Below are 14,059 nucleotides of genomic sequence, written 5' to 3'. Positions count from 1 at the left end.
CCTCGCCTTTTTTCTATCTATCGACCAACAATCCTGAGCTTTAAAAACTCTTCGAGCGCTTGAGGATCACCAGCTAGCGGTTGAAGTTGCATACCTAACTGCATAAAGCTCGTCTTTTCTGGAAACTGCATGCTTACTTCAAGTAAAGAGAGCCCAGATACAAAAGACTGAATTGCCTGCTTAGCATTGTCACTTGCAGGTACATTTTCCATTTGTACTGCCAATAACGCTTTTAACTGTTCGTGATCTAAGCCGCTTTGCTGCAATACTTCATCAACTAAGGCTTTTAACTCTCCTTCATTTTTCAAGGTAAAAGCCATATCAACGGGTTGAAGAGATTGTAATGCACTGAGCATTTTACTCTGCATCTGTAACTCAGCTTCCAGAGACACCTCACCTTGGTCGTGCATTTTCTGGATATCCTGCTGTAAATCCATCAAATCTTGGCTATTTGCTAAAGCGATATCCATACCAAAGTTAACCACTTTTTCGGCCGAAACAGCAAATTTAAACTGACTGTCTCCACTGGCTTCATCGTAGCTCATTGTCGAGTTTAAATTATATTTCGCATTTGCCAATGTAGTAGGAAGCGCTTCTAAAGAAAGGGCCTTAAGTTCGTCAGTCAAAGATAACCCTTCTATCTCCAACTCAGTGAGAGGGCTAACTTTACCGTTTTCATACCCTTTTAGGGAGAAGCGCGCAATATCTACCAATGCGTGCTCACTTTCTTGTGCTTTAAATGAAATGTTTTCGAGTACAACCGTATTACTTAGCAAACTATAATCTACACTTTGATAGTTGACATCAAATCCGGTCTGCTCTGAGAATTGCAGTACCTGCTCAGCAACAACTTCACTTGCGGTTTTATTTGCATACCAGTTAACACCTGCAACGCCACCTGCAACAGCAAGTGCGACACCTGTAAGAGCTGCTTTATTCATAATAACTCCTTAAAATAGCGCTTCTAATGCATCGTTTAAGCTGGAAACCCCTATCACTTCCATCCCTTCGATATCTTCTTTTGGTTTATTTGCGACAGGTACAATAGCACGTTTAAAACCATGTTTCGCCGCTTCTCGTAATCTTTCTTGACCACTTGGCACCGGGCGGATCTCACCGCCCAATCCTACTTCACCAAATACAACTAACTGTTTATCTAATGCATAATTTTTAAAGCTGGATACCAAGGCTGTGATCAGAGCTAAATCCGCACTGGTTTCATTGACCTTTACGCCACCGACAACATTGACAAATACGTCTTGATCCGCGACTTGCAAGCCACCGTGACGATGTAACACCGCTAACAGCATCGCCAATCTATTTTGCTCCAAACCCACCGTAACACGTCTCGGGTTTGCTAATTGCGAATAATCGACCAAAGCTTGAACTTCCACTAAAAGTGGACGAGTACCTTCCCAAATTACCATAACCAATGAGCCAGGGGTTTGTTCTTCACCCCGGTTAAGGAAAATAGCGGAAGGGTTGTTGACTTCTTTTAAGCCTTGTCCCGTCATCGCAAAAACCCCCAGTTCATTGACTGCACCAAAGCGGTTTTTATTTCCTCGCAGTGTTCTAAATCGGCTGTCACTGCTGCCTTCCAATAGGATCGAGCAGTCTATGCAGTGCTCTAAAACTTTAGGCCCTGCCAGCGTCCCGTCTTTTGTTACATGGCCAACCATTACAATGGCAACTTGGTTTTGTTTCGCAAAGCGCGTTAAATAGGCTGCACTTTCACGTACTTGAGAGACACTTCCAGGCGCAGATTGAACATCTGTCATATGCATAACTTGAATCGAGTCGATGACCATAATGGCAGGCTTTTCTCTCAGTGCTAGTTGGCAAATGGTTTCAACATTGGTTTCAGCTAAAGTTTTAAGCTTATCTGTTGGCAACCCAAGACGTTTTGCGCGCATAGCGACTTGCTGCAATGACTCTTCACCAGTTACATATAACGTCGGCATAGATTGCGCAAGTAAACACATAGTTTGCAAAAGTAAGGTACTTTTACCAGCCCCAGGTTCACCACCAATTAATATGGCACTCCCCGGGACCACACCACCTCCCAAAACTCTATCAAACTCCTTAAAGCCTGTAGAAAATCGAGGTAACGATTCAAGATTTACTTCATCTAAGGTTTGGATTTTTGCTTCTACCACACCGGCATACCCGGTGGTACCAGCACTACGTGGAGCCGTTTTCACAGAAGGTACACGAAACTCTGTTACAGTGTTCCAAGCTTTACATTCAGAACATTGCCCTTGCCAACGAGCAAATTCCGCTCCACAATCACTACATACAAATGCGGTTTTCTTTTTTCCCATATATATCAAGGCATAGTTATTGCTTAAAAGGAAAACCCAGTTAAGCTACAAGTTAAGAATGAAGCTATACTGACATAAAATTGGCGAAGGCTGAAATAATAACAAAGAGACATTGTCTGCGGACAAACTGCGAACGGCTATGAGTGAAGATAAACTAGAACTACATCAAGACCTTATTAATGACCTAAAAGGAGATTTAGGCGATCCAAATTTTGATTTTATCTTCAAGCAAAAAACAGCACAACTGAGCAAACCAGACCAATTTTTGTTAAAAATGGAAATGACACGCCTATCGCAACCTGTTGCGCGCTTTATTGATTTGCGAGGACAGGTATCTGGTGATGTAAAACCATACGAGCATGACGGTAAGCAGCACTTTATGGACGACCTTGCTATCAGTGTATTTGAGCGTGAAGTTGCGCAGCACGGTGGCTATACAATGGCTGTATATGAAGCGGTCATGCATACCGACAATAATTATAAGGTAATGCAAAAACAAGCTCAGGTCCAAGATGACACTGAGCCAGAAGTCGTATTTGAGCATGAAGCCCAATTAATCCGCTTTGCTTCCTATGAGAGCCGTATCGAAGAGCGTATGAATTACTCTATCAAGATCACAGTTGAGCTAAAAAGCGGTACTACGATACCCGCAAGTACTTCTGACATCTCTTTAAGTGGCGCAAAAATAAAGTTGGGGAAAAGCTACCATGTTCACCCAAAAAACGTCATTACATTGCGCTTAGTCGGATTAGAGCAAGATTTCGAACTCGGCTTAAAAGAGGGTATCCAATACGAGGTTGTCGCTGTTGAAGAGTCTAATTCAGATTATAACTATGTTCGTTTAAAAAGAACCTTCGTAGAGAACAACTCGGGGTTTGACGAGTTTTTGGAAAGCTTTATTCATGGCAATAAACGACGCTATAAGATAAATTTAGACAACACTATGGATGCCGTTGTCTGCAAAGGGTATGAACAATATTATTTGCCTCGTGTCAGCTCTTTATTTGTGTTTTTTAGTCGCATCAACAACATGTTACTACCGAGCATGGCGCTCACCAATGAGAACAACGCTTTTATCAATTACTACTTTGAAGATGAGCGCAAAACCTCCTGTTTATACAGTATCTTCAACAACAAACGGCTACAAAAACTATTATTGCAGTCAGCACCAGTAAAAGAGGCCTACTGCTACACATTTACTCACTCAAATGGTGGCAAGATCTACTTTTACTCTGCCTTTGATTACGAACTCGAAGAAAACCCTGAATTAAAAAGCCTATTTTTAGGGTTTGGTAGTGAAAAAGAAAGTTGGCGAGTATTTAAAGTACAGTTGATGCCAAGCCACCATGAAGACGCCTACATTCCGCTATCATTACCTAAAAGCGCGGGGAAGAATGTTGAAAAGCTTAACAGGCGGCCTCCCCCTCGTGCACAAGGATTAATTGAACCGGTACACCATCTCATGCTGCTCACTGAGATAACCACACCTGAACATAAATCACATTGCAGCAAGTTAACTTATCCACAAGAGAGCATCAACCGCTTAAAAGAATTTGGCCATGGTAAGTCTAAGAATCCGCCGCCATTGGAAAAGGTCGCGTTGGAGTATGTGAATTTAAGGTCTCACAAACGCTTTTTATATCGCACCGGGGTCGCGTTAAATATTTCTGAAAGTCAGGTGTTCAATGGTAATACCCGTGATTTTTCGATTATGGGCTTGCAAATTGAAGTTGAACACGCTGTGGATGTAGCCAAAGGGGACCTCGTGACTGTCGATTTGCCCGACCTGCAAAAGATCACCAAACAGCATGTACTGTCAGGTTTGAGATATGAAGTCATGGCTGTTAGCAAATCAAAAACCATCATCAATCTTAAGGTCAAACAAGTCACCAATGCATCTCATACAGCCATCGAATTTTTCACTGCGCTGATCGACAATAACAAAGACAAGCTCCAACCCAGTGAAGAAGCACCTAAGATACCGGGCCTCGCCACTGCGCTCAGAAATATGGTTACCAAAAGCATCTGTCAGCTACCGCTTTACCTCCATAAAAAGGCATCTCATATGGAAATTGGCGCCGTAGGTCATGGACTCTACCCTTCACCATTACACAATATATTATTGCCACACCTCATCAACCACAATGGACAAGAGCTCCTTTTCCCAAATAAGTTATTTCCCAACAAATTCATTGGCGATTCTTTAACCGAGCAATTGAAAGAAAAATCCAGACAAGACAAACCGCTGCGGTTTACACTGTTTGTACACTACGATGAAAAACAATCAGATGAATCAAACCATGGCGTTAAGTCCCAATGCATTCCTTTTGGTGAGCCTATTGAGCCGCTGTTTTTATTTGCCAAAAAAGCCCTAAAGAATGGCATTTTGTTTATCTGCCATTTATATGTGTCCAAAACAGGCCGCCCTGATATGGATCATCTTGCCAATGAATTGCGTTATGTGAGCCACTACGCTCTACACAAGGCTAAAGGCCTAGAAGAAGCGCTTTGGTCGGTTAACGGTGTTTGTGATGTCGTCGATGTAACAGATGTAATGATGCCAGTATTGGGACTGGAGAATCATTTGATTGAGCGTATGCAAAATCGAAAACGCGAGTGGCTAACTAAGCACTTTTAGTCAGCCACCGACGGGCCGTTTAGTTGAGCCCTGCGAATAATGTCAATGCAGCGACTAAAAACAAGTAAAATAAAACATTACGCTTAACCAAGCGCATCATACATGCAGCCTCATATGTGCAACCAAAATATTGTTGCTCTATCTGCTCGGCTGCAAGTGCTGTTTCTGCGACCACTTTGCGATTACAAGCTTGAAAGTCCAATAAGTATTTAAGCCAGCTGCCAGTGCCTTTTGAAAAGTTGCCGATAATCAAATAACCGAAGCCCGCGAGCCTTGCTGGAAGCCAATTGAGGAAATGAAACAGTGTGCTAAAACGCTGAGTATGCGCAGACATAACTTCAATACATTTTTGTTCGCTTATTGACGGCTCACCATTCACTTTATCTTTTAGTATCTCAACAACTGTTCGTGTTGTGGCGTATAACACAGCCCCTGGCGCACCTAGCAATACAAACCAAAACATCACCGCACAATAATGGGTGAAATTTATCCACGCCAATGTTTGGCCAAAGGTCTCCCCTCCGGGTTCATGTTCTGTTTTCGTTTGGCCCATTTGCAAAGCGTACAAAGTGGCAGCTTCGTTATCATCTCTTGCTAGGGCATTGAGGTATCCCTTGTAGGATTTGCGGTATTTCGCACAGCCAAAACAAATCAGCAAAATACATACGTTAAGTACGAGTTGCCACAACACAAATTCAAACAAGCTATATAAAAATGCAACCAGCAAGGCCGGAATGGTCAGCCATAACATGACACCTAAACTGGACTTATATAGCCAACTTGCCGCACTTTGTTGATAGCTCCACTGCTGATAACGAGACAAATAGTAGTCGATTTGCCAGTGTGTTGACCTTGCGCCTAAACGCTCAATGATCAGTGCCAATAATATCGAAATTAATATCATGATTTTTACTCAAATATTTCTAATTCACGTTGTAATAGATCCAAATAGTACGACCAATCAAATGCCTCTCCTGGATCTGTCTTGCGTACCGGCGCAATATCACAATGGCCAACAATCTGCTCAGTGGTAATTTTCGGAAAGCGCACCATGATAGCGCGGCTTACAGCCACGAGAGCTTCATATTGCGCAGTTGTATATGCGTCATTATCCGTTCCCTCTAATTCAATGCCGATACTGAAATCGTTACATTTTTCGCGTCCTTGATGGCTCGATACACCCGCATGCCATGCTCGCTTTGAAAAAGGCACATATTGGATCACTTCACCGTCTCGGCGAATAAAACAGTGAGCAGAGACTCTTACTCCTTGCAAAGATGCAAAGCTTTCATGCGCATGACAATCGATAGTCCCCATAAACAAATCATCGACATAGCTCGTGCCAAATTGGCCTGCAGGCAAAGAGATATTGTGAATGACGAGCAAATCGATATCGCAATCTTTGGGTCGTTCATCATGATGAGGCGAAGGTCTATGTTTGGCAAACTTCAGCCATTGATCTTGATTTTCCATAAAAAAATTAGCTTTCAATTGTAACCTCACTACCTTAGCAAGAATTACTTCTCAGCACTATTGCAAATTTATTTTACGAAAGCATACATCCTTTTATGAAAGAAAATTGTTTCATTGCACTAATCACAGTAGAATTTACAGTATAAGAAACAATGATGATTCACCTATGCAACCTGAACTTATTTCGCAACTTGTAAAACTTGCACTCGATGAAGACCTTAACCATCAATCCGCTGCACAAGGTGATATCACCGCAGCCCTGATCCCAGAGCAACAACAGGCGAACGCTTATGTTATCACCCGTGAAGACTGTGTGTTTTGTGGCAAAGATTTAATCCTAGAAGTCTTTAGACAGGTAGACCCCAATGTTGAAGTGACGGTCTTAGCCAACGATGGAGACAAGCTAAGCGCCAACGCTCGTATTTTTACAGCTAAGGGCTCGGCACGAGCGATCCTTACCGCTGAAAGAACTGCTCTGAACTTTGTTCAAACACTTTCCGGTACTGCAACAACAACCGCACACTATGTGCAAGCACTGGATGGCAGTAACACACAATTACTAGACACTCGAAAAACCATTCCTGGCTTGAGGGCGCTACAAAAGTATGCGGTGACTTGTGGTGGCGGTAAAAACCACCGTATTGGCTTATTTGACGCATTCCTGATTAAGGAAAACCATATTGCAGCGTGTGGCGGGATCGACAAAGCAGTTCAACAAGCCAAAAGCACTCACCCAGACAAGCCTGTCGAAGTGGAAGTTGAGAGTTTAGATGAGCTAGAACAAGCGCTACTTGCAGGCAGTGACATCATCATGCTGGACAATTTTACCGTTGAAGACATTCAAAACGCCGTTAGACTAACCTCAGGTAGAGCTAAGCTCGAAGTCTCGGGTAATATGACATTAGACATTCTGGCACAGTATGCACAAGCGGGCGTAGACTACATTTCGAGCGGTGCGTTAACTAAACACGTACACAGCATAGACTTATCAATGCGATTTGAATAATGTAGTTTTTCGTGTAATAAAAATGTAACTAAATATTCATTTATTTCGTTGACATTTATTTACAAAGCATATTTAATAAAAAAGAATTAAATTAATGATTTAGATTAATTCTTTACGTTTAATCGTGTTACATACTGCAGTTGGCTATTAGTGTAATTTTAGACATTAACAGGCAGCGCCATTACGATAATTTAAAAATCCTGGTGTAAGTATTAACTGCCACCGGGTCTAACATCCCTTAGGAGACACATCATGACGCAACAACGACAGGGTGGTTTTACCCTTATCGAATTAATGATTGTGATTGCAATCATCGGTATTTTGGCAGCAGTAGCACTTCCTGCTTACACTGACTATGTTAACCGCGCCAAAGCTTCTGAAATGCTTGCCGCTTCAAGTATGCCAAAAGCATGTGTAGAAGAGAAAGCACAACTTGCAGCTACACCTACAAACTGTGCAAATGGCTTCACAGCAAGTCAATATGTTACAACTTTAGGTGTTGGCGACACAGGTGCTATGACAATCACAGGAACTGGTGACCTAGCTGGTATCGTTATGGTATTAACACCTAACAAATCAGCTAATACAGCTGTAGTCAAAGACGACTTCAAGGCTTCATTCTCAATCCATTCATGGACTTGTACTGCAACAGTTGATGTAGCGAGTAAAGCAAACTGGTTACCAAGTACTTGTACGGTATAATCACCTAAATCGTTTTTAAAAAAGGAACTGAGTTGACCTCAGTTCCTTTTTACGTGAATAAACTCTATGGCTCTCTCCTCAAAAGAAAGTACAAATAAAATCGACACATTTGTGTGGGTTGGTGTTAGCGCACGAGGTAAAAAACTCGAAGGTGAAATGACCGGCACAAGTGTAGCGTTAGTTAAAGCCCAACTGCGTAAACAAGGTATTACCCCTTCAAAGGTAAAACGCAAACCAAAGCCTCTATTTGGCTTTAAAAGCGTTCAAAAAATCTCTGCAAAAGACATTTCAATTGTCACCAGACAAATAGCAACCATGCTCACCGCTGGTGTGTCGCTTGTCCAATCACTCGATATGATCGCCTCCGGCGCAAAAAATAAAAGTGTGACTAAGCTTATTGGCTCTATTGCTGATGAAGTAAAAGCAGGTCAACCGCTTGCAAAAAGTCTGCGTGCACACCCCCGTTACTTTGACGATTTATATTGCGACTTGATTGAATCTGGAGAGCAGTCCGGCGCACTAGATAGAATTTTTGATCGAGTCGCGCTGTATAAAGAAAAGGCAGAAGCGCTCAAGTCAAAAATCAAAAAGGCCATGTTTTACCCTATCGCGGTTATTTCTGTGGCACTTATTGTCACATCTATACTTCTTATTTTCGTCGTACCGCAATTTGAAGATATTTTTGCAGGCTTTGGTGCCGAATTACCAGCCTTTACTCGGCTAGTCATTTCAATTTCAGAGTTTATGCAAGAGTATTGGTGGATAATACTGTTCTCTCTTGGCGGTGGTGGCTACATTTATAAAGAATTATTGATACGAAACCAAGATGTAAAACATGCCAACGACAGGCTTGTGCTAAGACTCCCTGTTGTTGGGGAAATCTTAAGAAAAGCCGCTGTTGCCAGATATGCTAGGACTCTCTCCACCACCTTTGCTGCTGGTGTGCCCTTAGTAGATGCTCTCGACTCTGCAGCAGGTGCCGCAGGAAATGTGATATACAAAAATGCGATATTGGATATCAAAGGCGAAGTAAGCTCAGGTAACCAAATGAACTGGGCCATGCGCAACTCAAAAATTTTCCCAGATATGGTCGTTCAAATGGTCGCTATTGGCGAGGAATCTGGCGCTTTAGATAGTATGCTTGGCAAAGTCGCGAGTATCTATGAACAAGAAGTGGACGATGCCGTAGATGGCCTATCGACCTTGTTAGAACCTTTAATAATGGCTACATTAGGCGTTTTGGTTGGCGGCTTGATCGTGGCTATGTATCTGCCTATATTCCAACTCGGTTCCGTAATTTAACGGACAATAAACTCAACAATAATAAGAGCACCCTATGCAAGATGTTTGGCATTTAATGCAGCAACAACCTTGGTTTTTTATGTTATCGGTTGGCTTAATCAGCGCCTGTATCGGCAGCTTTTTAAATGTCGTCATTTACCGTCTACCTGTAATGATGGAAAACGAATGGAAATCAGAATGTAAAATTATTCTCGGCCAACAGAGCCCTGACGCAGCCACAACCAACACAAGTACATTCAACCTTATAACACCACGGTCCACATGCCCTAGCTGCAAAACACAAATCAAAGCACACCACAATATTCCAGTCTTGAGTTGGCTCATGCTCAAAGGCCGTTGTGCGTATTGTGACAGCAAAATCTCTGTCAGATACCCCAGTATAGAAATGCTCACTGCAATAAGCTCTTTATGGGTGGCCTGGCATTTTGGCGCAACTTCAATCGCCTTGCTTTATATTTTAATCACTTGGGGGTTAATTGCGCTCATTTTTATCGATATAGACAAAATGCTGCTTCCAGATCAAATTACCCAACCCATGTTATGGTTGGCCCTTTTATCCTCAGCAGCAGGGTATACCATCCCCACCGTTGAATCCTTATGGGGTGCAGCCATCGGATACTTGATCCTATGGAGTGTTTACTGGCTGTTTAAGTTGCTGACAGGGAAAGAAGGCATGGGCTATGGCGATTTCAAGCTGTTAGCTATTTTTGGCGCGCTACTAGGCTGGCAAGCGCTTATCACCATAATATTATTGTCGAGTGTCGTTGGCGCGGTGATCGGAAGTGCTCAGCTAAGCATACAAGGTAAAGACAAAGCGACACCAATTCCATTTGGTCCATATCTAGCTATCGCGGGTTGGCTATGTTTGTTTTATGGTGATGCACTGAAAAATTGGTATTTGAATTTATTAGGAGTGTAACATGTCATCTTGGATATTGGGTCTGACTGGTGGCATCGGCGCAGGAAAATCAGCAGCAACAAACTACTTTCAAAGCCTCAACATAGATATTGTAGATGCCGATATTGTTGCTCGAGAAGTTGTAATGCCCGGCACACAAGGGCTAAATAGCATTGTTGCTCATTTTGGAGACGACATTTTATCATCGCACGGCACGCTTGATAGAGCGAAACTACGAAGTATTATTTTTGATAATGAAGAACACAAAGCTTGGCTCAATGCCTTATTGCATCCAATAATAAGAGAGCAAATTTTAACACAGCTCGCGCAAGCCAAAAGCCCCTACTGTATTCTCTGTGCCCCTCTTTTATTCGAAAATGGTTTAGAGCGTTACTGCCAAAAAACTTTATTGATCGACGTGCCAGTAGATGTACAGATCGCTCGCACATGCAACCGAGATCAAGTACCTCAAGAGCAGGTTAAAAATATTATCGCTGCACAGATGAGCCGAGAAGATAAGTGCCAAAAAGCAGACTATATTGTCGATAATAATCGGCCTTTAGAAGATGTGCATGAAGAATTGAACCACTTGCACAAAAAATTTTTAGACGCGAGCAAGGTTATTTAAACGCTTTATTTGTTGAATTTTATATGATTCTTTAGAATGATTAGATATAAACTGGCTTAGCTAAGGTTGAGCAGGTTTACTGTTTATTTGCTACATTAATGTAAGCTGTTGAAGTATTAAAGGACATTATGGAACATCACTCTCCATTACTGAGAAAATTCATTACCTTAGGTAGGGTTACGCCAGATCAAATTAAGGCGAAGCAAGCCGATGCGACCACAACTGCTGAGCTCATCTGCTTATGTAGCGGTATGTCTGGCCAAGAGTTAGCGGAACAATGTCTCGACTTATTTCGTGTGCCTTATTTCGATCTCAATGGCTTTGATGTTGCCAATGTGCCCAAAGATCTGATCAAAGAAAAGTTAATTCGTCAGCATTACCTGCTGCCGTTGGTGAAAAAAGATCGTAAGTTGTTTATCGCAACATCCGATCCCACGGATTATGGTGCATTCGAAAATTTCGAGTTTAGCACAGGACTGCAATGTGAAATCGTAGTCGTCGATCACAAACTGCTTGAACAAAAAATTGACCAGCTCTTTGACTCAAGTTCAGGACTCTCTCTCAGTGAGGATGAATTTAAAGAGTTCGCGAGCCTAGATGTCGAAGATGAGCCTCAGACTCAACAGCAAGATGAAGAAAAAGATGATGCTCCTATCATCGTATACATCAATAAAATATTGATGGACGCGATAAAAAAAGGCGCCTCAGATTTACACTTCGAACCGTACGAAAAGAAGTACCGAGTTCGTTTTCGAATTGATGGCATTTTGCATGAAATGGCCAGCCCCCCAAACTCGTTGGCAAGCCGCCTCTCGGCACGTATCAAAGTTATGTCACACCTCGATATTGCCGAGAAACGAAAACCACAAGATGGTCGTATAAAGCTTAAAATTTCTGAACGCAAAAGCATCGATTTTCGTGTCAGTACCCTCCCAACTATGTGGGGAGAGAAAATAGTAATGCGTATACTCGATTCATCTGCTGCCAAATTAGGCATCGATGTATTGGGCTATGAACCAGAGCAAAAAGATCTATATTTGAATGCACTGGAGCAGCCTCAAGGGATGATCTTAGTTACGGGCCCAACAGGCTCTGGTAAAACCGTGTCACTTTATACTGGCCTTAATATTTTAAACAAGCCTGAGCGAAACATCAGTACAGCAGAAGATCCAGTAGAAATTAACCTTGAAGGGATCAACCAAGTACAGATCAACACCAAAGCCGATATGACTTTTGCCAATGCGCTTAAAGCATTTTTAAGGCAAGATCCGGATGTCGTCATGGTGGGTGAGATCCGTGATTTGGAAACCGCAGAAATTTCAATAAAAGCTGCACAAACAGGCCACTTGGTAATGAGTACACTGCATACCAATTCAGCCCCTGAAACACTTACTCGGCTACTCAATATGGGCGTGCCTGCATACAATGTTGCCAGCTCAGTCAGCTTAATCATTGCTCAGCGATTAGCGAGAAGGCTATGCCCTAAATGTAAAGAGCCGGAACAACTCCCTGAAGAAGAGCTGCGTCGACAAGGTTTTAACGACACACAGATAAAAGAGCTCACTTTATTCTCGCCAAAAGGCTGTGACCACTGCACAGACGGTTATAAAGGCCGAGTGGGTGTTTATGAAGTTGTCAAAATAACCCCAGAAATGTCACATAAGATCATGGCTGGTGCTAACTCTCTAGAAATTGCCGAATTAGCTGATCAGCTGGGATTTGATAATTTGCGTAAATCCGGCCTCAAAAAGGCCGCATCCGGCGTCACTTCTTTGGCTGAAATCAACCGCGTCACAAACTACTAACCGAGTTTCTGAGCGGCGCTGGTATAGTTTACTTCAAAGCAGTAAACTATACCGCTCCACTACAATATGAGTAATTACTATGCCAACAGCTGTCCAATGCCCAACCTGTCAAAAAGAGGTGATCTGGTCGGCACAAAGCCCACACCGTCCATTTTGTTCTAAACGTTGTCAGCTTATAGATCTAGGCGAGTGGTCAGAAGAAAACAATAAAATCTCCAGCCCAGTGCAGAGCACAGATCTCGCTCAGCCAGATCCACAGGCACTCATTGAAGATATTGAAGCCATGCTAGCTAAAAATGACGATGACTTCTTCAAATAGCTTATGGTTCGCTCAGTAATTGATATAAGTTCTTAATTTGATGGTGCACTTGCCAATCTTGGCAATACAAATAATAATCCACACTAGGCAAGTGCTCTTCAATAGCAATAAAATCCACCTGAGATTGGTACTTGTTCATCATTGATTGCGGTACGATCGCAAATCCCAGACCTGCGGCAACTAAAGATAGTGTGGTCGATTTGGTTTTAACTTCTTGTACCACATTCATTGTAGCTTTCGCTTGATGAAAAACCTCCTCTATTGCTTCATGCAATTTTGGTTGCAATGCCTTTGGGTAATGAATGAACGGCTTACCACACAATGCCTTTATTGATGAAACCGTGGACTCCAAGTGCCATTGTTTCGGACAGGCAAAAACATATCGTTCACTGCAAAGATAATGAATATTTTCTGCGGGTAAATCGGGAGCAAAGAGACGAATAATTGCGCCGTGCAATTGCCCGGACTGGCACCGAGCTACCAATTCAGCACTGCTCCCTTCCTCCAAAGCCAAGTCAAGCTTTGGCGAACACTCAGATAAAATCGCCATCTTCTTTGCCATTAATGCTTCAAACGCCAGTCCAATACAACCCAACTTGATAGGCTGCTGGACGCCATTTTGAAAACTTTTTACACACTCCCCCAAATCGTTGTGCGCAGCTAGAACCCGCTGAGCTTTGCTCACAAATAGCGCACCAAAAGTCGTTAAACTGACTGAGCGCGTTGAACGCTCAAATAGCGGCATACCTAAATACTGCTCGATTTGGCGGATTTGCTGACTCAATGGCGGCTGCGACATATGGAGTTTTTGTGCAGCTCGACTAAAACTCAACTCCTGCGCAACTGTAACTACATAATTTAGTTTTTTAATATCCATCCAATTTATATTCATTACATATAAATCAATCTGTTTTTATATTTGTTATTAATTTAGGCACATTGTAAGTTAACTGCAAGCTTTATCAGC

The 14,059-nt window shown here is 42.4% G+C and carries 13 protein-coding genes; 8 read left to right on the top strand and 5 right to left on the bottom strand.

Annotated elements, in window-relative coordinates:
- Positions 1 to 17: 17 nt before the first annotated feature.
- Both N483_RS15800 and radA read right to left on the bottom strand, forming a co-directional pair.
- Positions 18 to 941, bottom strand: a complete 924-nt coding sequence (locus N483_RS15800; protein WP_023399723.1) for a hypothetical protein — start codon at positions 939 to 941, stop codon at positions 18 to 20.
- Positions 942 to 950: 9 nt separating this feature from the next.
- Positions 951 to 2,321 carry a DNA repair protein RadA gene (gene radA, locus N483_RS15795; RefSeq protein WP_023399722.1) on the bottom strand — a complete coding sequence of 457 codons (1,371 nt, stop codon included), beginning with the start codon at positions 2,319 to 2,321 and terminating at the stop codon, positions 951 to 953.
- A 139-nt stretch (positions 2,322 to 2,460) separates the two neighbouring features.
- Between radA and N483_RS15790 the strand changes: the two genes are divergently transcribed.
- A complete protein-coding gene (locus tag N483_RS15790) occupies positions 2,461 to 4,959 on the top strand; it encodes a PilZ domain-containing protein (RefSeq protein WP_023399721.1) in 2,499 nt (832 codons plus the stop codon).
- Between the two features lie 19 nt (positions 4,960 to 4,978).
- Here N483_RS15790 and ampE read toward each other — a convergent pair whose 3' ends face one another.
- Entirely contained in the window at positions 4,979 to 5,863 is an 885-nt protein-coding gene (gene ampE, locus N483_RS15785; protein WP_023399720.1) for a beta-lactamase regulator AmpE, read from the bottom strand.
- Between the two features lie 5 nt (positions 5,864 to 5,868).
- Positions 5,869 to 6,432 (bottom strand): 1,6-anhydro-N-acetylmuramyl-L-alanine amidase AmpD, encoded by a 564-nt coding sequence (gene ampD, locus N483_RS15780; protein ID WP_036976403.1) that lies wholly within the window; start codon positions 6,430 to 6,432, stop codon positions 5,869 to 5,871.
- Between the two features lie 166 nt (positions 6,433 to 6,598).
- On the opposite strand from ampD, the gene nadC reads away from it, so the two are divergent.
- The 7 genes from nadC to yacG all read left to right on the top strand — a co-directional run bounded on the left by nadC (position 6,599) and on the right by yacG (position 13,092).
- Positions 6,599 to 7,438, top strand: coding sequence for a carboxylating nicotinate-nucleotide diphosphorylase (nadC, locus tag N483_RS15775; RefSeq protein WP_023399718.1), 840 nt, complete (start codon positions 6,599 to 6,601; stop codon positions 7,436 to 7,438).
- Between the two features lie 252 nt (positions 7,439 to 7,690).
- Positions 7,691 to 8,140, top strand: coding sequence for a pilin (locus tag N483_RS15770; RefSeq protein WP_023399717.1), 450 nt, complete (start codon positions 7,691 to 7,693; stop codon positions 8,138 to 8,140).
- A gap of 66 nt (positions 8,141 to 8,206) precedes the next feature.
- Entirely contained in the window at positions 8,207 to 9,442 is a 1,236-nt protein-coding gene (locus N483_RS15765; protein WP_023399716.1) for a type II secretion system F family protein, read from the top strand.
- A gap of 34 nt (positions 9,443 to 9,476) precedes the next feature.
- The gene (locus N483_RS15760; protein ID WP_023399715.1) at positions 9,477 to 10,361 is read left to right on the top strand and encodes a prepilin peptidase; all 885 of its coding nucleotides are present in this window, start codon (positions 9,477 to 9,479) and stop codon (positions 10,359 to 10,361) included.
- Position 10,362: 1 nt separating this feature from the next.
- On the top strand, positions 10,363 to 10,968 hold the full coding sequence (gene coaE, locus N483_RS15755) for a dephospho-CoA kinase (protein WP_023399714.1): 606 nt from the start codon (positions 10,363 to 10,365) through the stop codon (positions 10,966 to 10,968).
- A 128-nt stretch (positions 10,969 to 11,096) separates the two neighbouring features.
- The gene (gene pilB / locus N483_RS15750) at positions 11,097 to 12,773 is read left to right on the top strand and encodes a type IV-A pilus assembly ATPase PilB (protein WP_023399713.1); all 1,677 of its coding nucleotides are present in this window, start codon (positions 11,097 to 11,099) and stop codon (positions 12,771 to 12,773) included.
- 79 nt (positions 12,774 to 12,852) lie between these two features.
- Complete coding sequence (gene yacG, locus N483_RS15745) at positions 12,853 to 13,092, top strand: DNA gyrase inhibitor YacG (RefSeq protein ID WP_023399712.1); 240 nt, start codon at positions 12,853 to 12,855, stop codon at positions 13,090 to 13,092.
- Position 13,093: 1 nt separating this feature from the next.
- On the opposite strand, the gene N483_RS15740 is transcribed toward yacG, so the two are convergent.
- On the bottom strand, positions 13,094 to 13,969 hold the full coding sequence (locus tag N483_RS15740; RefSeq protein WP_036976401.1) for a LysR family transcriptional regulator: 876 nt from the start codon (positions 13,967 to 13,969) through the stop codon (positions 13,094 to 13,096).
- Positions 13,970 to 14,059 lie beyond the last annotated feature (90 nt).

This window comes from Pseudoalteromonas luteoviolacea NCIMB 1944, from assembly GCF_001625565.1.
Classification (GTDB): Bacteria; Pseudomonadota; Gammaproteobacteria; order Enterobacterales; family Alteromonadaceae; genus Pseudoalteromonas; species Pseudoalteromonas luteoviolacea_F.
This window is presented reverse-complemented; position numbering and strand designations above follow the sequence as displayed.